At 64.3% G+C, this 25,645-nt stretch carries 18 protein-coding genes; 11 read left to right on the top strand and 7 right to left on the bottom strand.

Annotated elements, in window-relative coordinates; all coding sequences use genetic code 11:
* Positions 1 to 12 precede the first annotated feature (12 nt).
* From AMYAL_RS0100195 to AMYAL_RS45425, 4 genes are read left to right on the top strand one after another with little or no spacing between them, the layout of a single operon-like run.
* A complete protein-coding gene (locus AMYAL_RS0100195; RefSeq protein WP_026466610.1) occupies positions 13 to 3,339 on the top strand; it encodes a non-ribosomal peptide synthetase in 3,327 nt (1,108 codons plus the stop codon).
* Positions 3,336 to 4,832, top strand: coding sequence for a condensation domain-containing protein (locus tag AMYAL_RS0100190; protein WP_143267768.1), 1,497 nt, complete (start codon positions 3,336 to 3,338; stop codon positions 4,830 to 4,832). The genes AMYAL_RS0100195 and AMYAL_RS0100190 overlap by 4 nt, the downstream gene beginning before the upstream one ends.
* The gene (locus AMYAL_RS0100185; RefSeq protein ID WP_039793745.1) at positions 4,829 to 5,698 is read left to right on the top strand and encodes a phytanoyl-CoA dioxygenase family protein; all 870 of its coding nucleotides are present in this window, start codon (positions 4,829 to 4,831) and stop codon (positions 5,696 to 5,698) included. Before AMYAL_RS0100190 ends, AMYAL_RS0100185 begins: the two co-directional genes overlap by 4 nt.
* Positions 5,695 to 5,949 (top strand): phosphopantetheine-binding protein, encoded by a 255-nt coding sequence (locus tag AMYAL_RS45425; RefSeq protein ID WP_020629277.1) that lies wholly within the window; start codon positions 5,695 to 5,697, stop codon positions 5,947 to 5,949. Before AMYAL_RS0100185 ends, AMYAL_RS45425 begins: the two co-directional genes overlap by 4 nt.
* A gap of 66 nt (positions 5,950 to 6,015) precedes the next feature.
* On the opposite strand, the gene AMYAL_RS0100175 is transcribed toward AMYAL_RS45425, so the two are convergent.
* Both AMYAL_RS0100175 and AMYAL_RS0100170 read right to left on the bottom strand, forming a co-directional pair.
* Positions 6,016 to 7,317 carry an FAD-dependent oxidoreductase gene (locus tag AMYAL_RS0100175; RefSeq protein ID WP_020629276.1) on the bottom strand — a complete coding sequence of 434 codons (1,302 nt, stop codon included), beginning with the start codon at positions 7,315 to 7,317 and terminating at the stop codon, positions 6,016 to 6,018.
* On the bottom strand, positions 7,314 to 8,066 hold the full coding sequence (locus AMYAL_RS0100170; RefSeq protein WP_039795111.1) for a hypothetical protein: 753 nt from the start codon (positions 8,064 to 8,066) through the stop codon (positions 7,314 to 7,316). The genes AMYAL_RS0100175 and AMYAL_RS0100170 overlap by 4 nt, the downstream gene beginning before the upstream one ends.
* 208 nt (positions 8,067 to 8,274) lie before the next feature.
* Between AMYAL_RS0100170 and AMYAL_RS0100165 the strand changes: the two genes are divergently transcribed.
* The 3 genes from AMYAL_RS0100165 to AMYAL_RS50255 all read left to right on the top strand — a co-directional run bounded on the left by AMYAL_RS0100165 (position 8,275) and on the right by AMYAL_RS50255 (position 11,844).
* Positions 8,275 to 9,465 (top strand): MFS transporter, encoded by a 1,191-nt coding sequence (locus AMYAL_RS0100165; protein ID WP_020629274.1) that lies wholly within the window; start codon positions 8,275 to 8,277, stop codon positions 9,463 to 9,465.
* Positions 9,466 to 9,485: 20 nt separating this feature from the next.
* On the top strand, positions 9,486 to 9,929 hold the full coding sequence (locus AMYAL_RS49115) for a 2'-5' RNA ligase family protein (protein WP_143267769.1): 444 nt from the start codon (positions 9,486 to 9,488) through the stop codon (positions 9,927 to 9,929).
* 1,516 nt (positions 9,930 to 11,445) lie between these two features.
* Positions 11,446 to 11,844 carry a hypothetical protein gene (locus AMYAL_RS50255; protein WP_425332233.1) on the top strand — a complete coding sequence of 133 codons (399 nt, stop codon included), beginning with the start codon at positions 11,446 to 11,448 and terminating at the stop codon, positions 11,842 to 11,844.
* Between the two features lie 422 nt (positions 11,845 to 12,266).
* Here AMYAL_RS50255 and AMYAL_RS45415 read toward each other — a convergent pair whose 3' ends face one another.
* Positions 12,267 to 15,137 (bottom strand): phosphorylase family protein, encoded by a 2,871-nt coding sequence (locus AMYAL_RS45415; RefSeq protein WP_020629269.1) that lies wholly within the window; start codon positions 15,135 to 15,137, stop codon positions 12,267 to 12,269.
* 30 nt (positions 15,138 to 15,167) lie between these two features.
* Positions 15,168 to 15,914 (bottom strand): NUDIX domain-containing protein, encoded by a 747-nt coding sequence (locus AMYAL_RS0100135; protein ID WP_051137628.1) that lies wholly within the window; start codon positions 15,912 to 15,914, stop codon positions 15,168 to 15,170.
* Between the two features lie 529 nt (positions 15,915 to 16,443).
* Between AMYAL_RS0100135 and AMYAL_RS0100125 the strand changes: the two genes are divergently transcribed.
* The 4 genes from AMYAL_RS0100125 (at position 16,444) to AMYAL_RS0100105 (ending at position 21,540) form a co-directional block, all read left to right on the top strand.
* Entirely contained in the window at positions 16,444 to 19,332 is a 2,889-nt protein-coding gene (locus AMYAL_RS0100125) for an FtsK/SpoIIIE domain-containing protein (protein WP_167336138.1), read from the top strand.
* 520 nt (positions 19,333 to 19,852) lie between these two features.
* On the top strand, positions 19,853 to 20,113 hold the full coding sequence (locus AMYAL_RS48260) for a hypothetical protein (protein WP_084702065.1): 261 nt from the start codon (positions 19,853 to 19,855) through the stop codon (positions 20,111 to 20,113).
* A 12-nt stretch (positions 20,114 to 20,125) separates the two neighbouring features.
* Entirely contained in the window at positions 20,126 to 21,214 is a 1,089-nt protein-coding gene (locus AMYAL_RS49105; protein ID WP_143267770.1) for a hypothetical protein, read from the top strand.
* Between the two features lie 5 nt (positions 21,215 to 21,219).
* Entirely contained in the window at positions 21,220 to 21,540 is a 321-nt protein-coding gene (locus AMYAL_RS0100105) for a hypothetical protein (RefSeq protein WP_020629262.1), read from the top strand.
* A 452-nt stretch (positions 21,541 to 21,992) separates the two neighbouring features.
* On the opposite strand, the gene AMYAL_RS45410 is transcribed toward AMYAL_RS0100105, so the two are convergent.
* From AMYAL_RS45410 to AMYAL_RS0100090, 3 genes are read right to left on the bottom strand one after another with little or no spacing between them, the layout of a single operon-like run.
* Complete coding sequence (locus AMYAL_RS45410; protein WP_020629261.1) at positions 21,993 to 23,888, bottom strand: AAA family ATPase; 1,896 nt, start codon at positions 23,886 to 23,888, stop codon at positions 21,993 to 21,995.
* Positions 23,876 to 24,364 (bottom strand): ABC-three component system middle component 2, encoded by a 489-nt coding sequence (locus tag AMYAL_RS45405; RefSeq protein ID WP_020629260.1) that lies wholly within the window; start codon positions 24,362 to 24,364, stop codon positions 23,876 to 23,878. The genes AMYAL_RS45410 and AMYAL_RS45405 overlap by 13 nt, the downstream gene beginning before the upstream one ends.
* The gene (locus tag AMYAL_RS0100090) at positions 24,361 to 25,461 is read right to left on the bottom strand and encodes an ABC-three component system protein (protein WP_020629259.1); all 1,101 of its coding nucleotides are present in this window, start codon (positions 25,459 to 25,461) and stop codon (positions 24,361 to 24,363) included. Before AMYAL_RS0100090 ends, AMYAL_RS45405 begins: the two co-directional genes overlap by 4 nt.
* Positions 25,462 to 25,645: the final 184 nt, after the last annotated feature.

Raw genomic sequence — 25,645 nt, 5'->3', positions numbered from 1 at the left:
AGGAATTGCGCCTTGACCGAGACGACGAGCACGCTATTGCGCGGCGACAACGCCTGGTGGGCCGAGCGGCTGGTCCGCAGGGGAGCGGAGGCCGGTCCGCCGCTGTTTCGCAAGCGGAGCAGCGTGTACCGCCGCAAGAGCATGACCGTACGGCTGCCTTCGAACGTGGTGGTCCCCGCCGCCGAGACGCACGCGGTGTTCCTTGCCGCGACGGCCGCCGTGCTGCATCGGTACCGGGGCGGCGCCGAGGTGGAAGGGATCGTCGTCGGGTCGCCGCCTTCCGGAACCGGCGAGGTCGACACCGCACTGCCGATGCTGCTCGAGGTCGACCCGGCGACGCCGTTCGGCCAGCTAGTCGACGGCGCGGCCGAGGTGATCGCCGAGAGTGAGTCGAGGACGGATTTCACGATCGACGAGCTGTGGGCGGCGCTCGGCGTCGAGGAGGTCACCGACCGGCATCCGCTGTTCTCCGTCGTCCTGCGTGTCGAGGGTCGGCACAGCACGATCTCCGATCTGCGCAACGACGTCACGGTGATGGTCGCCGCCGACGCGCTGGAACTGGAGTACAACGCCAACGTGCACACCGAGGCGACGATCGCCCGGTTCGGCGGACATGTCCTCGCTTTCGCCGAACAAGGCCGTTCCGCGCTGGGAACGTCGGTCCGTGCGGTGGACTACCTGCTCGACGAAGATCGTACGGCGTTGTCCGCCTGGGGACAGGGCGAACACAGGGAGTCCGACGGAGTAACCCTGCACCGGCTTTTCGAGTTCGAGGCGCGGGCGCGACCCGATCGGGAAGCGCTCGTCTACGGCGACCAGGTGATCAGCTACGGCGAGCTGAACGCGCGTGCTAACCGGCTGGCCAACCATCTGCGATCGCTGGGCGCCGGGCCTGGCACGCGCGTCGGCCTGTGCGTTCCAGCAACGCCCGAGCTGACCATCAGCACGCTCGGCGTGCTCAAGTCCGGCGCCGCGGTGGTGCCGATCGTGCCGACGTTTCCCGACTCGCGGAACCGGATGACGGTCGAGGACTCCGGGATGGCGCTAGTGGTCACCGATTCGTCGCTGTCGGACCGGTTCGGCGCACCGGGCCCGGAGGTGGTCAGTATCGACCGCGACGCCGAGCGGATCGCCGACGCCGACGAGACCGACCCCGATTCGGGCGTCACCGCCGCCGATCCGCTGTACGTGTTGTTCACGTCTGGGTCGACCGGCCGTCCGAAGGGGACGGTCGTGGAGCATCGGCGGCTCGTCGACCTGGTGCGCTGGCAGCGCGAGCGGGGAGAGGACCCAGCCGGTAGGCGAACGCTGCAGCGCACGTCGATCGGCTTCGACGTCAGCTTCCAAGAGATCTTCTCGACACTCGGCTTCGGCGGCAGCCTCGTCGTCGCGTCGGACGAGGTCCGGGACGACGTCTCGCTGCTGCCCGAGCACGTCGAGCGCTACGGCATCGCCAGGCTGTTCCTGCCTCCGGTGGCGCTGAACCAGATGGCGGTGACGGCGACCCTGGAACAGCGAGCGATGAGCTCGCTGCGCGAGATCGTCGTGGCAGGCGAGCAGTTGCACATCTCGATGCCGATCCGCCGCCTGTTCCACCAGCTCGATTGCTCGCTAGACAACCAGTACGGGCCGACGGAGACCCACGTCGTGACCGCGTTCGAGCTCACTGGGCCGAGCATGCGGTGGCCTGCCGCGCCACCGATCGGCAAGCCGGTGCGCAACGTGCGCGTGCACGTTCTGGACCCGTGGTCGCGGCCGGTACCGCCCGGCGTACCCGGCGAGATCCACGTCGCGGGCATCGGCCCGGCCGAGGGCTACCTGGACGAGGAGGCGCACGCCGGGCGGTTCATTCCTGACCCGTTCGGCACCGAGGGCGAGCGGCTCTACCGCACGGGGGACTGCGGACGGTTCACCGAGGACGGCGAAATCGAGTTTCTCGGCCGCTACGACGACCAGGTCAAGATCCGCGGTTATCGGATCGAGCTCGGCGAGGTCGAGACGGTACTGGCCAGGCAGCCGGGCGTGCGGATGGCGGCGGCCGTGGTGCACGAGACCGAAGCGCTGGGCAAGCAGCTGGCCGCGTTCGTCGTCGCCGACCACGAGCTGGACCCCGTCGATTTGCGCCGCCGCATGCTGGAGGACCTGCCCGGACACATGGTCCCGGCGAGATCGGGGTTCGTGTTCACCGACGCCCTGCCGCTCACCCTGACCGGAAAGGTGAACCGGCGCGAGCTGCCACCCCTGCCGCGCGCCGCCGCCTCCGCGACGGCCGTCGCGGAGGGCGACACCGAGGAGACCGTCGCCAAGGTCTGGGCGACGGCACTCGGGCTCGACAGCGTCGGCCGGGACTCGGACTTCATCGAGCTGGGTGGGCATTCACTCGTCGGCATCCACGTCGTCGCGCAGCTCAACGAGCTGTTCTCGATCTCGCTCCCGCTTCGCACTCTGTTGCGTGGCACGACGGTCGCGGCCTTGGCCGTCGAGATCGACGCTGCCCGTGGGCGCGACGAGGCGGACGACCGGAATCCCGCCGAGGCTCCGTCCGGAAACGCCACGGTTCAAGCGGTCGAGCTACCCGGTGGGCTGAAGGTGTACTCGCCGCAACCCTCCGAAACCGAGTACCTGTACCAAGACGTCTTCGAGCACAGGACCTACGACCGGGGTGGCGTGCGGTACCCGGAAACCGGCGTGGTGATCGACGTCGGGGCGCACATCGGCCTGTTCACGTTGTACGCGAAGTCGAAGTCGCCCGCGCTGCGGGTGCTGGCGTTCGAGCCGTGCCCGCCGCTGTTCGATGCGCTGCGGCGTACCACCGGCGAGCTGGACGGCGTCGAGCTCCATGCGTTCGCGCTCGGAGCAAAGGCGGACTCCGCCCGGTTCACCTACTATCCCGATCTCACCGGTATGTCGTCGTTCCATCCGGACGACGCCCAGGAGCGAGCACTGTTGTCGGCGATCCTCGGCAACAGTGCTCATCTGAACGGCGGTGGCGAGGGCGCGCGGCTGGCCGGGTCACATCAGTATCTGGACGAGCGCCTGGCGGCCGTGACGTACACCTGTGCGCGCAAAACGCTCAGCACGGCTCTCGCCGAATCCGGGATCGAGCATGTCGACCTGCTCAAGATCGACGTGCAAAAGGCTGAGCTGGAGGTACTCGAGGGCGTCGCGGACGAGGACTGGGGCAAGATCGACCAGGTCGTCGTAGAGGCACATGACCTGGCGGGGCGACTCGACCGGATCGTCACGTTGTTGAAGTCCAAGGGCTTCCATGTCGAAGTGGAGCAGAATCCGCTGCACGCCGGTACCGTCGTGCACTTCGTCTACGCGGTGCGCCCGTGAACAGCACGACACGGTCGCCCGCGCCCGCCCCTGCCCGGCGAGGGCCGCTCACCGTGGCACAGCAACAGATGTGGGAGCTGCACCAACGTGAACCCGACCCCGGAGCGCTCAATCTGAGCTATGCGATCGCGGTGGACGGCCCGCTCGATGTCGCCGCGCTCGCCGAGGCGTTCCGGAGTCTGGTGCGCACGCACGAGCCACTGCGGACGGTCTACCGCAAGGTCGGGGACAACGTCGTCGCCCAGGTCGGCCCGGCCGAAGTCGCGCTGGCTGCCGTTGAGCTGACGCCGCGCTCCGCCGACGAGCCCGAGGCGGTGCGGCTCATCCGCGAGGATCGCGTTAAGCCGTTCGATCTCACGGCCGGAGCGCCGATCCGGGCTTCCCTGCTCCATCTCGGGCCGGGCAGGCACATTCTACTGCTGTCGCTGCACCATATCGTGGGTGACGGCTGGTCGATCTTCGTGCTGCGAGAGCATCTCACTCGCTGCTACGCGTCGACTGTGCGTGGCGAACCCTTCAGGCCGAACCCACCCCGGACCGAGTGTCTGGAACAGGCACGGCGTCAGCGGGAGTGGCTGAGCGGACCGGCCGTCGACGTGGAGCTGAACTGGTGGAAAGACCGGCTGCGCGGGGCGACGGAGCGGCCCGCGCTGCTCGGCGTTCACCGAACGGTGGGTGAAGTCCGTAGACAGGTCGAGGCACTGCCGCGCCAGTTGACCGCCGAGTTGACCGCGCTGGCCAAACAGATGCGGGTATCGGTGTTCGTCGTGCTGCTGACCGCGTTCGAAGTGCTGATCGAGCGTTGGTCGAAATGCGCGAACGTCGTGGTCGGCACCTTGGCGGCGAGCCGCCCGACCGCCGACAGCGCGGAGGTACTCGGCGCTCATTACAACCCGCTGTTGCTCAACACCGACCTCGACGGGGCCTTGTCGCTGCTGGAATGCCTGATGCGCACGGCGGAGCGCACGCTGTCCGCGCTCGACCGCCAGCGACTGCCGTACGCGATACTGGCGGGCCAGGTCGAGCGCGAGTACGGCTGGGCCGCCGCGCCCGCGGTGATGTTTCAGATGGACCGATACCCGATGGAGGGCTTGGCCCTGGCCGGATGCGCCGTGACCGGCCTGTACATCGATGACGGCCGCGACGTGAGCACGATCCCCGCCGCCACATCGGCCGACCTGACGTACTTCGTCCGCGAGACCGGCACGCACCTCACCCTCTCGGTGCTCTACTCCGCGACCTCGTTCGACGACGAGTCGATCCGCGCTGCGATCCGCGCCTATGTCGAGATACTCGTGGCGTTGTGCGACGCGCCCGAGTCGGTCGCACCCGAACTCGAGCTCCCCAACCCTGTTCCCGACCCGGCCCCGGCCCCGGCGGGTGGGTTCGGTCCGTCGGGGAGATTGAAGAGAATGACCGAGATCGGTCCGGTCGACGCGATCAGTCCCGTCGGCGTGTGGCACCGCCCGCGGTGGGAAGGGGGCGCACCGTGAACCTCACCCAGGAGCAGCTCGAGCTGCTGCCGTCGGAGCACGACATCCGATTTTATGAAGAGCACGGCTGGTGGATCTCGCCGCGCATCGTCGAAGACGAAGTCATCGACGACGCCAGGTTCGGTGTCGACCGCTATTACAGCGGCGAGCGTGATGCCGTCCTGTTGTTCGAGGCCGGCACCGACTGGAACAGCAGCCGTGGAAACGTGCTACGCCAGAACGACTACGTATCGCTGCAGATCGAGCAACTGCGTATGGTGGTCGAGCATCCACTGGTCGCGCTCAGCGCGGCGATCCTGGCGCGCACGGCGGAGGTCCGCTTGTTCCACGATCAGCTCGTCTACAAGCCGCCGCAGGTTTCCGACTCGGTCGCGACCGTCGGCTGGCACACGGATATCGCCTACTGGAAGACCTGTTCGTCAAGGAACCTGATTACGGCATGGGTACCGTTCCAGCCTGTCACTTCCGACATGGGCCCGATGACGGTCCTGGACCGCAGCCATCGGTGGGGAGGCAACGACCGCCTGGAGTTCTTCCACGAGCCGGACCTCGCAGGCGTGGCGGCGAAGATCCAGCGCGGAGCCGAGCCGCTCACCGAGGTTCCGCTGGTGCTGGACGCCGGTCAGGTCAGTTTCCATCACTGCCGCACGATCCACGGCAGCAGGCCCAACAATTCGGACCGGCCCAGGGTGGCTCTCGCGGTCCACATGCAGGACGAGTCCAACCGCTACACCTCCGTCCTTGACGGGAACGGGAAGCGCTTGGTCCACCTCAACGACTTTCTCTGCCGCAAGGACGACAACGGCGACCCGGATTACGCCGACCCCGCGGTGTGCCCGGTTCTGTGGAAGGCGGACGAACGATGAGCGACAGTACGACAGCGAACGACACCCGTGACATCCTTGGCGGGTACGTACAAGAACTCATCGGCATCGAGGAAGTCGGGCAGGATGACCTGCTCCTCGACATCGGTGGCAACTCGCTGATCGCGACGATGCTGGCCAACAGGGTCGAACTGGCATGGGACTTCCGCCCGACCATGATCGAACTCATGACCTGCAAATTCGGTGAGCTGGTCGATTTGTGCACCGAGCGCCGCGGGTTCCATGGCAAATGACGGCATCTTGGCCCGCCCGACCGGACCACCGGTTTGGGACGGGCGGTCACAAGATGCCTGATCTGTTCAGCCGAGATGTTCGGCCGTCCGTACGGCGATGGCTGCTGCGGCCAGGGTCGGGTTGGTGGCGGTGGCCGTCGGGATGAGCCCAGTGCCTCCGAGATAGAGGTTTTCCATTCCCCATACCAGGCCGTAGCCGTCGGTGACACTGTCGATTCCATCGGTACCGATCCGGGTGGTACCCATGACGTGCATCGAGTTGCCCGCGGTGAGCCTCCGGGGTTTGCCGGTCGGGACGAAAGCGCCGATCTGCTTGCCGGCAGCCGTGACAGCGGCCAGAGTGTCCGCACGCTTTGCCTCGTCGTGCGCGGTGAAGGTGTACTCGAACGTGGGCCGGGGCAGTCCGAAAAGATCGGTCGGTGCTTCGGTGAATACGAGCCGGTTGTCCCGTCGTTGCTCTGTCGCGGTGTACCAGTACAGGGAAAGAACCCTGCGTTCGTCGATCCCCTCGAGCAGAGGCGAGCCGTGGGAATCGGTGAGTAGCACGCCGTGAAACGGATGGTCGTCGCTCATCGGGACGATCGCGACCGGATCGGGGTCGCCGGCGGGGAAGTCGTCGAGCATGACTTGGGCGTACGAAAGAGGATGGTCGGTGAGGTAATGGCCGACGGGCAGGCCCCTCCCGATTCCGGATGTCCACAGCAATGCAGGGGTGCGCAGTCCTCCTGCCGCTATGACGAAGTTGTCCGCGGTGACCGTGTGCGGCTTGCTTGTGGCGATGTCGACGGTCTCGGCTGCGATGACACGGTCGCCCCGGCGGATCAGCTTGCGGACCGCGCGATGGGGTACGACCTCTACGTCGGGGGCGATTTCGGCCGGCCCGGTCCACTGTAGACCGTCGAAGGCGATCGGTGCGGGCTCGGCTCCTCCAAGAGCCGAGATCACCGAGCTTTGCCGTTGGCCGGTCGGGCTCGGGGCGACCCGCAGCAGGTCTTCGGCTCGACGATGCAGACGGTCCCATTCGCCGTCGGCGATGCCTGGCCACCGTTCTTGGGTGACCAGGCGCGGGACTACGCAATTCCAGAGGACGCCCATGCCGCCCAGCAGGTTTGTCGTCCTCGCGGCCGCCATGGCCGACGTCGGTGCAGAACCGACGGTGGCTCTTCGCAGATGAACGCTGACGAGGTCGTTGAGGTAGCCTGGATCCGCCGGGGAAATCGGAAGGTTGCGCAGATGCGAGCCTGCGCGGCTGGTCATCGGAGAGCCGGCGTCGAGAACGACCACGGCAGCACCCCGATCGGCCAGACAGCGCGCGAGAACCGCGCCGATGATCCCGAAACCTACGATCGCGACGTCCGCGTCGGTCACGGGTTTGCGCTGGCGGCCAACTCGCGGAGTGAGGGTGCGAGCCGCTCGGCGTATTCCGGATCGACGTGCTCGGCCTCGGCCAGCAAAGCCTCGCATGCGGCGGTGAACGCCTGGGTCAGTTCGGCGGGGTCCAGTGAGCGCACCAGCGCTTCCATGATCGGGTCGGCCATCTCGGAGGGGAGATCGTCAATGCCCCGGCCTTGTGTGGCAGGCACATCGTGGCGCAGGCAAGCGAGATTGAAAATCTCGTCGCGCATTCCGCTGATCATGTACTCCGCCTGCCGGACTCGCCGCCTGGCGATGCTTGACCTGGCATGCAGCGCGTAGAGCCAAGCCCAACCGATGAGGTCCCTCGCCAAGGGCGTCTTCGTCTTCTCGACGTCATTCGCTTCGCCGAAAAGTACCTCGAACTTCGGCCCGGTCGCGCCGAAGTCTTCGTCGTGCCAGAACGCGATATCGACTTGGAGAGTGCCCGGCAGCAAGAACACCCTGAACAGCGTGTTTCCCGCCTGCACATCCAGGTGGGTGACCGCGTTGTACTTCTGGTAGAGCAAGTCGGTCCAGTGTGCGACGAATTCGTCGTAGTCGACGTCGGGAGCCAATCGCAGCGCCAAGTCGATGTCCGACCAGCGGTCTTCTTTGCCGTGTGCGCTTGATCCGGCGAATCCCGCCGCTGTAATCCTTGGTTCGGCCTTCGCCGCCGCCACCAACTCGTCACGGACACGGTCTCGCTCGACTGTTGTGAACACGACACCGTACGTTACCAGTGCCACGCAAGCCCTTCCCGCTTGCTGGGGAATTTCACGCGTTTGTGTCATAGTGTGACTTTCTGTAAGATCCCAGGTGGTCAAGCAACACCATGGGGGGGATTCTGGGGTGCTGAAAAGTGTTGCGGGCAAAGCAAGTCCGGACTCAAACCGGAGCCGCTGGATTCGTCTTCAAGCCACCGTTCTCGCGATGGCGACGAGCGAAGGCCTTCTTTTGGCCGCATTGCCGCTGCTAGCTGTATCATTGACGACCGACCCGCGCGCGGTTTCCCTGGTGAACGCTGCGGCGAAAGCGCCTTGGCTCCTGTTGTCGTTGTTCGCCGGCCTGTTGATCGACCGTGTCCGCCGCACCACGGTTCTGATACTGGCGTGTACGCTGCAAGTCGGCGCGGCTTTGATCTTGGGTCTCGCTGCAGCGGGCTCCTGGTTGACGATCCCGTTGCTGCTGGTGGTGTCGTTCGTCGTCGCGTCTTCACAGGTCCTCGGCGACGGGGCCACCGGGGCGCTGGTCCCCGAATTGCTGCCGCCGGAACGATTCATTGCCGCCAACACCCGCCTACAGGTGATCGGCCAAGGCGCGGTCCAGTTCATGGTTCCGCCGCTGACCGGCTTGCTGCTTGCTCTAGCCGCGGGCCTGCCCGCGTGGGCCGCGTGCGTCGGTGCACTCGCTGGTATCGCCTTGGCCAAGACGATCCCGGCGGCCGTTATCGGTACGACCGGCGGCCGTCCTTTGCGGGAGATCTCCGAAGGATTGCGCGCCCTCGTGTCCACGCCTGTGCTGCGTTCCATCACGGTTACGGTTGCTCTGGGCTCGTTCGCCGCCAGTGGGACGAGTGCTGTTCTCGTCCTATACATCACCGAAATCCTCTCTTTGGGACCGTTGGGCTACGGTCTCATGCTGGCTTGCCTGGCCGTGGGATGGCTCGCTTCGTCGTTCGTCGTGGACCGGATAGTGACTCGGTTCGGCATCCCCAATGCCATGCGGGCCGCGCAAACCATCACGGCTGTCATTCCGCTCTGCATAGCCACAGCGCCACCGTGGCCCCTACTGATCGGCGTTCTGCTTGCCGCCTCGGCGGGCACCACTCTCGTCTGGAATGTCTGCTCTCAAGCCAGTAGGCAGCGTCTTACCCCGCCGAGGATTTTGGGCAGGGTCTTGACCAGTCACCGAGCCTTGGCATGGGGCCTTACTCCTTTGGGTGCTCTCACCGGCGGGCTCATCGCTGCGGCCTGGAACCTTCGCGCGGTATGGTTGTTGGCCGCCGCTCTGCAAGCTATCGCCGCGATCATCGTGTGGCGCACCCTGTCAGTGAAAGCCTTTACCGCAGCGGAGGAACAGTCTTGGGACACGCCGCCCTCGTCATCCCAGTCCCAGCTTTAGAACCGCTGATTCGCCCTCGAATGCAGCGTGCCTTGCCCTCACTGATGTTCTCAGGCCCGAACGTCACTCATGCTCACGTCAGCCTGAGTGACGCCATCCAGGAGGACTCCCTCAATCCCGCCCTGCTCGATGTCCTGACAAGCCACTTCGCTCGGATATCGCCGATTTCTCTTACCTTCCGGCCAACTCCCCAGCTGACGCCCGAGGGTGGCACGTATCTCACCCCCGAACCGCTGGAACCGCTGGAACGCCTGATCGCATCTCTGCCCGGCCTTCCCGTGACTCCCTACCCACCTCACCTGACCGTCGAGTACTCCTGGGGCCGCGACCCTGCGGGGGGAACGCACGACATCCAGACACTCCTTCCGATCACCACCAAGATCGGACAGGCCGATCTCAACTGGTACGAGCGGCATGATTCGCGGAATCTCGCCTCCTTCGCCTTCGGTGGTGCTTGCGGATAGCCTGCGCCCGTGTGCGGCAGGTGGTAGGCCGTGTCCGTCGTGGGCGGATCGGGCAATCCTGTATACGCTGGTGCGATTGACGCCAGGCACGCCTCGGGTTCGGCAGAGACTCGTTAACTGGGGCTAGGCGACCAGACTGGTCAGGTCGCCTAGCTCGTACAGAGCCCGGCCTGCTCAAACAGCGACGCAACAGCACGTTCCCGCAGCTCAGGCGACTGCTTCGACTTCCGGGTCCGAAGGGTTGCTGCCCGATCTGGGTCTCGCCGTCGTCGCTCGTGTCGACGCGCGCTGAGCGACACAGATAGGCTGAAGGAAATCCGGGGCGAGGCGCCCGCCGCCGACGACGTCTGACCGAACGCCTCACCACCACGCCCGAGAACCTCTCCGACAGTGCCCGACTCATCGAAGCCGCGCTCGCGTTGCTGGAGAACCCCCAAGAGCTCTACCGCCGCATGCGGCGAACAGCAATGCCGCATGCTCAACCAGGCGATCTTCCGCGGCCTCTATGTCGACGACGATCAGATCGCCGACCACAACCTCCGAGAGCCCTTCGCGCAACTGCACGCCACCCGGCGCGACTAACAAAGCACTAACGTGGCAGTGCCGGAACCGCGCAGGGAAAACCGGCCCCGAACTGCCAGAAGCGCCGCCTCCAAATTGGAAGGCTGCGCGGGGCGACTGCTGGTGTTCAAGCTGTCAACCGTAGGGTTCTTGGTTCGAGTCCAAGCGGGGGAGTACAAGCCCAGGTCAGGTGGCCTGGGCTTCTTCGTGTCTGGGGTCTAGGTGCGATTTAATGTCGATTTTGACGCCCGCCCAGTGGTCACCCTGATGTGCCGCTTGTGCGGCGATACCGGCGTCCGGGTGGCTCAACCGGACGTGGGGTCGCCAGCGGGGTACGCGAGGTGCGGTGAAGATCCTGGCTGTGGCAGCGTTCAGTGTGCCGCTCTTGTAGTCACTCCAGTGGAAGCCTTCTGAACTGCGAGAACAGCATCGTTGACCCCCTCACTGCCAGTCAGGTCCGGACAGGGCGCTGACCTGCGGTTATCGAGAACCCGCTGGTTGGCTGGAGTAGCTGTGGGCTGTTCGATGCGGTTCGGCGTCGTTGGGTGTAGCTGTGATCGACGCGGTGCTCCAGAGCTGCTCCAGGAAAATTGGTGTGAGAGTTCAGGGTGGCTGAAAGACATGAGGATGGACGACCATGATCTTCGATTTGAGGTAGTCCCTCAGTCTGCGAATCGGCTGTCGGCAACCAGCTGGTTAAGAGTGAGCTGCTTTCTATGTCGGATGGTGTCGAATGATGTCGGACAAGACCTTTTCGTCTGGTCGCAGCATGTCCGAGGTGTCGGGGTATGTCGCCTGGTGTCGGACTGTTTCGAACCTCTCGGGCTCGTCTCGGGCTCGCGGATGCCGGGTTCTGTCGCTTGGTCCAGCCGTCTTGGATGCCTGCGTTGTCGGGTGGTGTGGACGATGACGGTGTGGGATCGGAGCGATCTGGGTTGTGTCGGCGGTGAGCACGATGGTGGGGATCGTGGTCGGGCTGACGTTCCTCTTCGGGTTCGGTAATGTCTTCGCGCTAGCTCTCCGACTCGGTGTCCCGGTGTGGGTCGCGCCCTTGGTCGCGCCCGCGGTGGATCTGACGGTCGTGGCGTTACTGGTGGCCATCCGCCGCCTCTCGGCGCATGGAACAGCCCCTGCGGTTCAGCGCTCAGCGCGGCGGCTCCTCGTTCTCGCGAGCGCAGTGACGCTGGCGTTGAACGTGGCCGAGCCCCTGATTGCTGGAGAGATCGGTAAGGCCCTATTCGATGCGGTGGGGCCGTTGCTACTGATCGGTTGTTCTGAGGTCGGCCCGGGCTTGCTTCAGGCGCTCGCTGACCTTCGGGAGGGCACGCAGCTCCTGCTGTTATTGCACCGATGACCGCGGTGCGGGAGGTCTCATCGGAGGCATCAGGCTGGAACCTGGCCGGACTTGACGACGACTTGGTTGAGCGAGCCAGGGAGATGGATGCTCGGCATCGGGAGCTGCGCCAGCGGCCGATCTCGGCCGAGGCGCTTCGTAAAGCCCTGGGCGTTGGAGCTGAGCGCTCCCGAGTCCTGACTCGTGTCGTTCGCGCGGAATGGCGCGAGCCGTCGCAAGTCGCAGCGGAGTCTGCTTCCTAAGCGGTTGCCATCAGAAGTCCTTTGGGGGTCTCGACGGCTCAGCTTCCCGCTGGATGCACGGCCGCGAGGCCGAGTAGACCCGGTACGAGGACCTCGAGGCCGCACGCCCAACGGAAACCTGGATCCGCCGAATACCCCGAAGGACTTCCGATGGCAACCACTAAGCACGGACGGCGGCTTTCATCGAAGTCGAGTCGTTCTGTGGTCTCGCGCACGTGAAGGCCCGCCAGACAGAGGAGTGGGTTGGTTGCCAGCGTCGAGGTTGTCGAGTTGTTGTTGGACGCTTGCGGCGGCATCGTCACGCCCTTGTTCTCGGTACAGTTCAAGCGCCTCTAGCCAGACGGCACGCGCTTGATCGAGTTGGCCAAGTGCGACATGAGAAAGTCCTATGCTGTCCAGATTGTCGGCGGCTTGCGGAAGGTGACCGAGGACGCGGCGCAGCGCGAGGGCCTCCTGGTAGTGGTCAAGGGCGCGACTGTTGCTCCCAGTTTGTCGGGCGATGTAGCCGAGATTGTCCAGGGCATTTGCCTCGCCATACAAGTTCCGGCGGAGGCGGAAGAGAATCAACGCCGATTGACACCTCTCGCGAGCTTGGTGGTAGTCGCCGAGCCTGGCAGCAAAGTGGCCCATCAGGTTTAGTGTCTGTGCTTCCGCTGCTGGACGTTCGAGTATCTGATAGAGGCGAAGAGCGACTATGGCATGTTCCAGGGCTCGGCGATCATTGCCATTCATTCCCCAGGCCCGTGCGAGTGTCCGGTTCGTATCAGCCTGTTCGTTAGAGACACTGTGTTGTTCAGCCAGAGCGAGAGCCAGGGACAGGTGTTCAATCGCGTCTTCGTGCCGCCCTACGATGGCGTAGGCATGGCCGAGGAGCCGCCGAATGCGGATACGGGTGGCGGGGTCAGGAAGGTAGTGGGCTGCGTCTAGCGCGGTCCGCCACACGGCGAGATTGTCATGTCGTAGTCCTCGGCGGTCATGGAAGGTGCCAAGAACCCATGCCGACTGCCATACAGCCGCGTAACGGCCGGATGCGGTGGCTATTTCCCTAATTGCCAACACGCATGCGTGCTCGCGATCCATCCAAGCCAACGCTGCTGCGGGATCACGGAGTGGTTGGGGGGAGCAACCAGGGGCGCATGGTCCAAGGCTGATGAGATGACGGTGAGGGTTCAGCAAGCGGTCTGCGTTGTGGGCGGTGTGCAGGTAGAAGTCGACCACCCGTGCTCGGGCCGTCTCGCATACGGTCGCTGGAAGGGCATGGGCGATAGTGGTGGCGTATTCACGGACCAGGTCGTGCATCGCGTATCGGCCGTAGGCTTGCCGCTCCACTAGGCACGCCTCCTCCAGCGCGGAGAGTGACTTACGCGCGCGGCTCGAGGACAGATTTACAAGGGAGACGACGGCGGGCAGGGTTGTGTCGGGGCCGGGGGCGATGCCCAGTAGCGCGAAGACTGTGCGTTGTTCGTCAGTCAGGTAGCGCAAAGACCAGGACAGCACGGCGGGGAGGCTCGCGGCGGGATCAGTGTCGTGATCGAGCATCTCCAGGCCAAGCTCGCGCAGCTCTGCGGCGACCTCGGCCAGCGGGATGCCTGGCCGGGTTGAGGCGTTGCGGGCGGCGATCGCCAGCGCCAGCGGATACCTGCCACACAGGTCGACCAGTTCGTCGATAGCGTCGGGCTCATTGGCGGCACGGTCAGCACCGACGCGTTCAGCCAGCAGAGCGCGCGCCTCCTTTCGAGTAAGAACACCGAGGGTGAGGTGGCGGGCGCCATGCCGGTCGATGAGGGAGGCGAGTTTGTGTCGTCCGGTGATCAGTACAGTGCAGGTCGGACTACCGGGTAGCAGAGGGGTGATCTGGTCAGTGGTGGCGGCATTATCCAGCATGACCAGCATTCGCTTGCCCGCAACCTCGCTTCGATACAACGCGGCCTGGGCATCCAGATCCGGCGGGATCCGGTCAGGGGCAACTCCCAGGGCAGCGAGGAACCCACGTACCGCCGCCCCGGACGTCATCGGTTCTCCCAAAGGGCTGAACCCGCGCAGATCTACGAAAAGCTGCCCGTCGGGGAAGCGGTTGATGTTCTGGTGGGCCCAGTGCAGCGCGAGCCATGTCTTCCCGATGCCGCCCGTACCTGCGAGTGAGGAGATCATGACGGCTCCACCGTCTTCCGTACGGGCGTCAAGCTGGGCGTTGAGTTCGGTGAGTTCCGACTCGCGGCCAACGAACCTCGCCGGAGCGGCGTGCAGTTGTTGCGGGGGAGTGCGGGGCGAGGGGGGTGGAATGACGTTGGCGAGGAGCTCGAAGGCGAAAGCGGCGGCGTGCTGCGAGGCTGTGGGTTGCCAGTGCTGGTCAGCGGTCTCGGTTTTGCCGGAGAGCAGGTCGGAGATACCGCGAACGACGAGGGCTTCGACGGCATCGTTGGCGTAGGCGCCATAGAGGAAACCGAAGCCTTCCATTTCGACGGCAGCGGCGTCACCGCAGTGCCTGTCGAGGTAGTGGGCGGTGGCGGAGTTGTGGTCGGCTACGACTGTGCTGCCCGCGGCGATTGGTTTCACGATTGCCTCAGGCAGGGTTTCCGGCTGGCGGGGAAGAATGCGGTGTTGCCACTCGCGGTCGCGAGCGAGCTTCTGAGCTCGCCGAAGAAGCCGATTGGCTGGCGTATGGGTTTTGATGCGGGGGAGGCGGCCAGTGGCGGTGTCTTTGCCTGTGTCGTAGTCGTAGATGTAGTCGGCGATGACCACATCACCCAGGGCGACGTCTTTGCGGCCGCCGGCAACCCCGACGAACAGCACGTAACGTGGGTGGAACACGGTGATCGCGCGCTCGATCTCGATTCCGGCTTGGGTGTTCCCGGCGCCGGATTGGGCGAGCGCGACCGTCCAGCTGCCACGGTCGGTGTGGAAGGTGCCGATTTCGTAGAGTGTGCCTCCGGGTCCCTCTTTTTCTTTCAGGGAACCGTGTAGGTGGTCGCGGACGGCTTGGTATTCCACGTCCAGCGCGGTGCAGATCACTACGGTGCCCAGGTTGGTGGTGTCATTGCCTGTGGTCATCGAGTCCTCCCGTGCGTGAACCATCGGGTGCTACAACGTGGACAGCTCCTGGTGCTCACCGGCCTGGCGGGCGTTCTTCGGGTGGTGCTCGCGCAGCAGCGCCGGATACAGCTGGGTTGCGGGTCCCGCGCGGTAGAGGGTGGCGCGACGGCCACCGTCGCTGGAAGCTTTGCCTCCGGTGGGGGTGACGAAGCCGTCGGCCCGGGTGATCTTGCGGTGAAAGTTCGATGGTTCCAGTTCGATGCCCCAGACGGTTTCGTAGACCTCGCGCAGCTGGCTGATGGTGAACTCTGGTGGACAGAACGTCGTCGCGAGTGTGGTGTGGGACAGCAGATCGCGGGCGCTGTCGACCGCGTCACTGAGGATCCGGTGATGGTCGAACGCCAGTACAGCGGGATCGGAAAGCAGGTCGTCTGCTGGCGTCCAGCGTGCGGCGCTGGCGTCGCCTCCGGCGATCGGAATCGGCAGATCGGGCATCAGCGCAACATAGGCCACGGACAGGATCGGACCCCGGGGGTCACGGTCCGGGTCGCCGTAGGTCCGGAACTGCCGGATGTGCAGTGTCTCCGCGTCCAGGCCTGTCTCTTCCGCGAGTTCACGGTGGGCGGCCTGGTCAAGATTCTCGCCATCCTCCAGGAACCCCCCAGGAAGCGCGAGCTTGCCGAGAAAGGGCTTCCTGGCGCGCTCGATGACCAGCACCTGCAGCGCTTGCTCGCGCACCGTCAGCACGATCATGTCGACCGCGACCGCGTACCGAAACCTGTCTCGCCTGCTCATGTAGCCCACCATAACCCTCTTCTGGTCATCTTGACTAGAATGAGTGCGGCGCGCTACCGTCAAAGACGCACAGTACTTGTCACTGTGACTTTTTCGTCTTGGAGGGCGGCCGGATGAAGATCCTCTGCTCGATACGAACCCTCGCCCAGCTTGTGGCGTGGTCGGCCTGCGTCGGCTTCTTCTGCGGCGTGCTACTTGCTCAGCTGGCGGCATGATCGCCGCGTTGCTAGAGGCTACCGAGATCACCCATTGGAGGGGGCGAACAGTGCACTTCACGACCTGCGTCTGCGCGGCTCGCTCCGTTATGAGGCTGTCCTTGTGGGCAGCGGTGCGGCTTGGTGAAGCCCTTCACAACGCTGCGCCTTTTGGTCTAAACTCTGCGCGCCAACTCGGTGACCTAGCGTCAGCGCCGGGCCTCAGCAGGCTGATCAAATATGGCGGAGAGATCAGCACACTCGATCAGCCAATTTGGTCTGGGTGCGGGAGGACGGCGACAGCTAGCAGCGAAACGGGGGAGCAGCTACAGCTTATGGTCGATAATGAGGGGGCGGCCGCGGGAGCGGGAAAGGCGTCGTGGCCGGGGGATGGAGATCGGTCTAGTGAGCCCGGTGATGCCGAGCTGCACGCCCTGCACGAGGCCGCCGGCCAAGTGTTCACTGCAACGGGGCGTGCGGCGGGTGCATTGCGCAGCTGGCTCGCGGATGACGGTGCCAGGGCGAGTCAACAGTGCATCGATGACGCGAACTCGGCGTATGACGATGAGGTCGCCGTAGTCCGTCGCCGGGTAGCTCGATCGACGACGAAAGGCATGCACCGGATCACCGCTGCGGTGTCGGAGCTCGCGCCGGACGATTTCGGGACACGTTGGGTGACATCGGGTCCTCTGCCCGATGTCACCGATCCGCTGGCTGCAGCCCGATACGTGCGGCTGGGTACGTTGGATGTGCCTGATATCGACATGAGCGCCGAGATCCCGCTTATCGTGCCGTTGCTCGACGAGGGCAATGTTGTGTTGAGATCCGGGCAGGACGTGCCGCCGTTGAAGGGCGTCATCCACAATATCGTCGTTCGCGCGTTGGCCGGCACCGGACCTGGTCAGTTAATGCTTCGAGTATTCGACCCTTGCCTGCGTGGCTACTTGGCGCCGTTCATGCCGCTGCGCGAGGTCAGTGACGAGCTGTTCGCCAGCTCTGGAGCGCTTCCTGAGAACTTGGAGGAGCTGCTCGATCAGCTTGTCGATGACGTGCGCCGTGTTGGCGACCTCGGCAGGGGACAGGCCTCCAGCCTCGGTGCGTTGCGACGGGCCACGGGCCAACCCCTCGAGTCCTATCAATTGGTGACTCTGCTGGACTTTCCTCAAGGTGTCTCCGAACGCTCCGCCCGTACCCTGGTCAGCTTGCTGCGCAGCGGGCCCGCACACGGGATCAGTTTTGTGATCCACCACAACTCCAGTTCCAAGAATGCTGTCATGCTGGGTGAAGTCCTTGATCAGCTTGACCGGTATGCCCAAACGGTGACGGTCAACTGGGGGGCGGGCACCGTCAAATGGTCAGGAGCCCCGCACGCGATGGCGCGACTTGAGGTACCTACGGGCCAGCAGCTCCAGAGCACAATCTCTGTGATCGCGACTCGCGCCCGGTCGGCGACCGCACCACGAATTTCGTTCGCCGAGATCCAGTCGACTGAGCAGTTGTGGACGGAAAAGTCGGCCGACGGGATTACCGCGGCAGTCGGCCGCGTAGGGCACGACGTGGTGAGCCTGACACTGGGCGATGACCGCGAGCAGCGGCACAACGTGCTGGTGACCGGTGCCGTAGGCCAGGGCAAGTCGAACTTCCTCAAAGTCTTCATCCACAGCCTCGCGGTCCGGTACGGGCCCGATGAGCTGGAACTGTGCCTGCTCGATTTCAAAGATGGTGTCACCTTCTACCCCTTGGCTCCCAGTGACACCTCCCCGGACTGGCTTCCGCACGTCAGGCTCATCGGTTTGGAAAGCGACCGTGACTACGGAATCGCCGTCCTGGAGTACCTGTTCGCGGAGTTCGACCGCCGGGCACGCGTCATCAAGCCGCACGGCGATCAAATCGCCACCTACCGAAGACAGGTCCCCGACGCGAAGATGCCGCGCATCGTCGCGGTGATCGACGAGTTCCAGGTGCTATTCGAGGAAGACGATCCCCTTACCGACCGAGCTGTTCAGCTTCTGGAGCGGCTCGCTCGCCGGGGTCGCGCCTACGGTATCCACCTTGTGCTGGCGTCTCAGACGATCTCAGGCATCACCGCGCTGATGGCCAAGGAAGGCGGGATCTACTCGCAGTTCCCGATCCGCGTCGCGCTGAAGAACTCTTCCAGCGAGTCCCAGGCAGTCTTGGACACCAAGAACACCGAGGCCGCGCGGTTACGATTCCGAGGCGAGGCTGTCGTCAATCTTGACTTCGGTCAGATCGAAGGGAACCGGCGGGCGGTCATCGCAGTAGCCGAGGACGACGACCTCACGGCCCTCCGCATGCAATGCTGGAACCAGCGCCCCGCCGGTGCCGCGCCACCCTCGGTATTCCTCGGCAGCAGCACGGCGACGCTGGTCGGAGCCATCCCGCAGCTGCGTGAGTTACGCGCCAGCACGCGCGCGACGACTGCGACGAAAACCGGCCTGCTCGGAATGCCGATCGCGATCACGGATTCGCCGATCGGGGTCCCCTTGCCCGCGACACCAGGCAGGCACCTGGCCGTCGTCGGAGCCGGCCACCGAGCCCAGCCACTCGGAATCGGCCACCGCACCGAGCCGAACCTCGCCATCGGCGCGCTGCAGGCCGCAGCCATCTCACTGGCAATCCAGCATCCCACCGGAGATGCGTCCTTCACAGTCCTCAGCTACCTGACCGACTCAGAGTCCGCTGACTCCGGAATGCCCCTCCTGCTGGACCTTCTCCATCATTTCAGCTGCCAGGCACGCCTGCTGCAACACCAGGACGCGACCGCCGAACTGCCACGGATCGCACAGGACAGTGCCCACTCAACTGGATCCGCGCACTACGTGGTCGCGTTCGCCCTCGACAGGGCAGGCGCGCTCAACCAGCCGGACGAGTCGTTCAACCAGCCTGTCGAAGACCTTCAGGCGATCTTGCGCGACGGCCCAGCACACGGAACACACATCCTCGGCTGGTGGTCCAGCATCGGCATGTTCAAAGCGCACCTCGGCTACGACCCGACCACCGCGATGGACTCGATCCTGGCACTACGCGCTGAGCAACGAGATATCACCGATCTCATGGGGCACACCGTCACATGGTCCCCCCGCGACAACCGCGGCCTTCTCTTCGACCGCACCCAACTGCCCGCGCCAGTCACCCTGATCCCTCTGATGCCGCTGAACCGCGACATCTACAACGCCCTGACGGAAACGGACTGGGACCAGTGACTACTTATGGAGACTATCTGGGTGCCATTGTGGGACTGACCAGAATCGGCCCTGCGGCCAGGAACAAGCTCCGCGAGGCAGAGCGTCGCCGCGACCGTGTCCTCGCTACGCATCGACTGGGTGTCGAACACGCCCGCACGGCGACCTCGGCCAAAGAGCGGGAACTCCGTCGCCACGTCCAGCAGCACTACTCCTGGGCCCTGGAGGCCTTGTCCTCGGTGGGACAGACGCACATGCTGCCCCTCGCAGTGCAGCCTGCACCAGTGCCGCCGCCCATCGAGCACGAAGTCGTCGCCGCCGTCTACGCACAACAACAAGCGGTCGAAGCATTGCAGCGTGCGGTTCTCTCGTACCAGGCTGCCACAAACCAGGCAAGTCAAGTCGGATACGTCAGCCCCGAAAGACCGATCGCATCGCGACGCCGCCGCAAGTGGCTGCGGTAGTCATCTGTCCATGCAACTAAATTCTTGCCCTCATCATCACTGCCACCAAACAACAGGAACGATCGGAGCTCGGATAAATGTCGGAGTTGGCGCGACTCAAAGGCCAGATCTCAGCAGTCGGACAGCAAGCAAAAAGCACAGCAGACGGCCTCGCCGGATTCAAATCAAAATTCTCGCAAGCTGTCGGGCAAGTCAACGCCACCATCGGCGGCAGCGCTCAACAAGTTGACAAGAACATGATCGCTGCCCTGCAAGCGGCAGAGAAACAGGTCAGCTCCGCGGTCGCAGCCCTGCAACAGGCGGCGGCAACCGCCAACAAGTACGCCAGCTCACTGTAGCGACAGACGCTCGTGTCACGCCTGCAAGATCTGTGCGGCGCGCTGGAGGAAATCCGGCGCGACGCTCTTCAGTACGCCCGGCGTCTGGAAGCCGCCCATCGTGCAGTGAACGCAGCGTGGCAACAAGCGGTGGCACTCTTGAGTCGAGAGCGCCAAGCATCATCCGCTGGGCAACAGATCGCCCAACGCCTCCTCGAAGCCGATCACAAGTGCCGTCTCGCGACACAGAGCCTCCTGCAAGCTTCCCAGCATGCCGAGAAATACATAGCCGCACACTGCGGCAAGTCAGGCAACAAGGTAGGCACGCTTTCGCCGCCGCAAGGCGACGTCAATGCAGTCTCATCTGATGCGCCGAGCAGCGTCTCAGATGATAAGGAAGGCTCTGATAGAGACCGAAATGCACCGTATGAACACGCGCACAACGTCGACACTGGGGGCCAGGGCGTCACCCACGATGCGGGTAATAGCCGTTCCATCGGTGCTCCTGCTCCGGGCGACCGGTCCACGACGCGCGAAAAATGGCAGGCGGAGCGATCTTGCCGGCGTGCCGAACGGTCGGTCGACAACGTTGACCAACCGCTGGAGAACCCGAAGCCAACGGCGGCGAAGAAGGGCCACGGCCACAGCAGGCATGGCTACCAGACAACTGACGAACAGCAAGCCACCCGGGTACGCACCGGCAGAGCCCCGAACGGTCTGCGCGTGAAACCGCACCCCGTCCGCGCGTCCCGATTCCGTAGCGCCCAAGCTGAAGCTGAAGCGTTGGGACGGGCACGTACCCAGCTCGAAGCCGACCTTCGCAACGGCACGGTGGATTTCCACACTGATCCTGTGACGGGTCAACAGCTCTATGTCCATCCGGCTACTGGGATACCGGTCCGGCACAGAGTCAGTGTGCCCACGAACGACCCTCGCGGGTTCGGCGAATCAGCGCAAGTCGCGCGTAGGGTCGGTGGGCTGGGTAGCCCTCCCGCGCTGGATGCTAATGGCAGTCGTATTCCTGATCTCATCGTCGCACCCCAGAAGACCGCCACTGTCAGCTACGAATACGTGCCGAGCGCGAACGAGTGGCGCCCAGTCACCTACTTTCCGGAGCCGTGAGCCCAATGACACGAACCCCGCAGGATGCGCTACTCGACGAGTTCATTCTGTACTACAACGTCGACGAACTCGGCTTGTTCATTTACGACAATCTGGCAGAACATGCCGACGAGTCCGCGGAACGGATGGTGCGCATACTCGGCGATCGTGCCGTCGAGGTGGCGAGGTTGATGCGGGAAATGGCGGCCGACCCCGCTCATCCCTTCTATCAAACCATCTGCAGTCGCACGATGTACGACTGGGCCGAAGATCAGGACTCGTGGGCCAGGTTTCAGCAGCTCGCACGACGCATGTCCGACGGGATCACCAAGGCCACCGGCGGCTGAGCAAGCCCGACATCAGCTGTCTCCATTGGACGTAGCACCACCGAGATCGACGCCTCACCACACCTATCGAGCGGACTTCAACACCGAATCGCTGACACTCGGGCCGCCGGCAAAGCCTGGCCTCTTGCTTCCCGCGGCCGCCGCCACACCCTCCCAGCGAATCATTCCGTCCCGCCCCGGCGGCTCCGCGCGCTCGCATGTCTCGTGGGCACCTGACCTTGAAGCTGTACTGCGCAGACAATAGCTCGAGGCGACCCTCTCGCCAGTCCAACCGCTCTACACGACGAACTCGCCTAACAACATGGCTGCACGGCCGGGGCGATCCGATCCCGGTTGATCAAGCTCTTGTGTGACATCGACGCGCCAGGACTTACAGATACGCCTGAACGCGCAGCCGAACTCAAGGGCCGCATACTCAGCTCGGCTCGGGTCCCGCTGGCGTGAATGTGCTTTTACCGGGTTGTGTCACGACTCGTGTCTTCTGAGCTGACGTTGTGGGTCCGGTTACGGGGGAACAAGCCGTAGCGTCCATGGTCTGCGTTTTTGGTGAAAGAGATGTCCCGTGTCCCGGACTCCAGATGGTTCGGTGGGTTCTGGTTCTCCAGGATGATGATTTGGCCGGAGAAGTTCGTCTGGATATCGGCGAAGAACAGGGCTGAGAGGCTGGTGGTGTCGAGGATGTCGCCGCTGTTGTCGGGTTCGTCGTTCGGGTCCGGCGGCCGGTAGACGACCAGGGGGGAGTCGAGTATGACGAAGCCGGGGTGGGGGAGGTCGTTGTCGAAGCAGTACTGGGCGAGCGATATGGTGAAGGCGGCGTGCAGGATGGCCCGGACACCTTTGCCGTGGGCCGAGCGCAGCTGGTTGCCGGACATGATGTCTTGTTTGTCGAAGTTGTAGCTGGTGGTTTCGGCTTCCTGGTAGCCCCAGGCCCCTAGTCGGGCTGCGATCATGCGGGAGAGGTTGGCGACTGCGATGCGTTGCAGACCTGCCGTTCGCTCCATTTTGTCTGGCTTCGGCGCCTCTTCGATCTCGGTGCGGAGTCTTTCGAGGCGCTGAATGCGGTTGATGGCGTCGGCGTCGCGTTCCAGTTGAGATGACTTAGTGAGTAGGTCGCTGAGCTCGGTTTCCTGGGGGCTGAGCAGGTCGTCCAGCCGCGCGATCTCTGTCCGTGCCTGGGCTGCTTGGTCGGTGAAGGCCTGGAGCCTCTGAACTTTCTCGTCGCGTTCGGCGCGCAGGCCGGCGATGGCTTCAACCAGGTCCCCGCGGAGCGCGGTCGTCTTACGCTTTTCTTCGCGCACGGATTCGGCGAGCGCAGTTGTGTCGTCGGCGCAGTCCTCGTTGAGGTGCTGGTGTTCGGGGTCGGCGCCGCAGAACACGCAACGTCCGGGGCTGAAGTAGCCGAGTAGTGTCCCGGCTTCAGCGACGGCGTCCAGCCGGTCTAGGTCAGAGGTGTACTGCTTGTGCAGGAGTGTGAACCGTGCATCGAGTGTCTCCAGTTCGGTCAGGCTTCGCTGTGCGGCGGTGGCAAGCCGCTCGTTGTTGGACAGGGCATGCCCCCACTGCTGCCTCGCTTCGGCAGCCTGCTCGATGCTCGCTGTCGATCCGGCAATCGTCGCCTGTAGGCGCTGGCGTTGTTCGTTGATCTGTTGAAGAGTCTCGTTGCTGTGGAGTTGTTCGCGCAGCTCGGATATCAACGTGTCGATGACTTCGCTCTTGGCTGTCTTGGACCTGCGCTGGTCTTTCTCCGATTCGCCTGGCGTGATCGCGGAGTCGTCCTCGCCCTGCAACAGCAGGCGAAAGGCAGAGATTTCTTTGGTCTCGTCTGTGCGCTGCCCTGTCGAGATCGGTGAGGTCTTAGCCTGGATCTTGATTTCGTTCACGAGGAACAGGGGAGCCAGGGCTCGAACAGTGAACGAGACAGTGTTCCCGGCGCCATCCTTGCGAATGACCTTGTCATCGAGGCCGAGCTTGCCCAGGAGATAGCGCGAGAGGTTCTCGGTGCTCTTGGCACTATGCTTCGCCGATAACGGCTTGCGGTCGACGGGCAACGGGTAGGCGCGGTGATCGCCCTGGAAGAGGCTGAAATTGCCACCGTGCGGGCTCCGGGCCAGTGTCACCGGCTCCCCGTCGGGCAGCTGCACGCCGAGTAGCACTTGGTCGTAGCCTTCGTGTTCGGGGAGTTCCTCGAGTTTCGAGCCGCCCAGCATGAAGTCGAGGGAGTCGGCGATGTGTGACTTCCCCGTGTCGGACGGTCCGCGGACGAGGGTGAGCTTGGGGCCGAATTCCACGGTGGCGGGGTCGACCGACGGGCCTATGAAGGTCAGGTGCAGCAGCCTCAGCCGTTCCATGGCTCTGCCTGCCTCTCGCTGCTGGTGGTGCCTGTGTCAGCGGGGCGTCTGCGGAAGATCACCATAGTCTGCTGTCTGATCTGCTCGTCGGACATTGTCGCGAACCGCTCGAACACCCACCGGGAGCGGTTGCGCAATTCGGTGATGTAGCTGGAGGCGAGTCCGCTGACGAAGCTGTATGCCTCCTCGCCGGCTTGGTATCGGATGCCGGTGCTCGGCGCCTGCATGTCGATAAGCCCGGCGCGCAGCATGACTCGTAGCCCTTCTTCGACGTTGGCCCGTCGGACGCCGAGCTCACCGGCGTGCAGGGGATGGTCAGGATGGATGGAGGGCGGTCCTCCGATTTCGGCGGTATGGAGGACGGTGTGGTCGAGCAGGACCAGATGGTTGATGTCCAGCTGTTGCGGATAGGCCTCGGTCAGCATCACGAGGACGCGGAGCCCGTATTCGAGCGGACCGTTGAGGGGGCTTCTCATGACTCGTCCACCCAGGTCAGGCGGTCATCGTTGGCTAGTTGGTGGCAGACGCCCTGGCGGTCTTGGATTTCGGTTACGTTGATGAGCTTGTGACGGCTGAGGTCGAGGCTGCCCACCTGCGTCATCACCTGGTTCAGCTTCGCGAAGCCGTTCGGGTGGTCGGCATCGGCGACGTCGACCACCCCTGCGTGGATGTCCTCTTGAAGCTTCTCGAAGGTGCCCGGCGGCACCGCTCCGGCGGAGTAAGCCTTGAGCGACTCGGCCTTGAAGAATCGCACCCGTTGCCGCTGTAGGTTCCTGGCCATCTTCGGGACGGCGGCCACGGATTCCAAGGTGGTGATCGTGCCTGGGTGGCGTTCGGCGTACACCGCCAGAAGCTGCTGGAGGTAGCGTGTCTCGTCCGGCGAGTAGTCCTCCGGCGGGCTCTCGCTGGTACCGCGTTCGGGAAGTGACGTGCCGAACCGGGAGGCATGCCATCTGGTCTGGGAGTGAGTGGTCAGCGCTTCTTGCACCTCCACCGACCTGAACATGCTGAAGGCGGTGCCTGCAACCAATGTCCGTACCGCTTCGATTACGGCTTTGTCCAGCCCTTTCACCAGAGCGTCGCCTTCGACGAGCCGGTCCAAGAACTTCGCGCGCAGGGCAGTCGGCTTGCTGACCAGCATGTTGAGCTGAGTGGAAAGCCCTCTCGGCGCCAGGAACTGGTAGCTGCGGGGAAGGGTGTATGCCCCCTCCAAGGTGGACACGAAGACCTTGAGGATCTCCTTCGCGGAGTCACCGAAGCTGAGCGGCTTGTCGTAGTGCTTGGCCTGGAAGCAATCCCACGGCCCCTCGAACTGCTCGTGGGTCTTGAACGCGGCGATGTCCGCGCCCTTGTCGCCCGCTCCGCCGAGGCGCTTGATCTGGAAGTAGTCCTCCTCCAGGGCAGTGGCCCACTCGTAGATGAACTCTTCCCAGTCGTCAGGCGAGTACGACATGATGCGCGCCATCGGGGGGACCGGGGGCCCGTCCAGGGCCACCGAGAGAGTCGAGTCGGCAGGCATGGGCATGTCGCTGACGGTGACGCGCCGATCGATCTGCTGTTCACCCGTGGTCACGCTGTGCTTGCCCTCCGCCCCAGTTGGTTGTCGATCATAGTGTCGCTCGGAGGGCTGCACATGTAACAGAGAGTTTGCAGGCAAGGTCAACGGATGTCGTAGCCATGGCGCCTTGCGACTTCGAAATCTGACGTCATCGAGTGTGTGAAGTCTGAGCTGCTCGTGGGGGCCAGCAGGTATTTGG

This window comes from Amycolatopsis alba DSM 44262 (assembly GCF_000384215.1).
Taxonomy (GTDB): Bacteria; Actinomycetota; Actinomycetes; order Mycobacteriales; family Pseudonocardiaceae; genus Amycolatopsis; species Amycolatopsis alba.
This window is presented reverse-complemented; position numbering and strand designations above follow the sequence as displayed.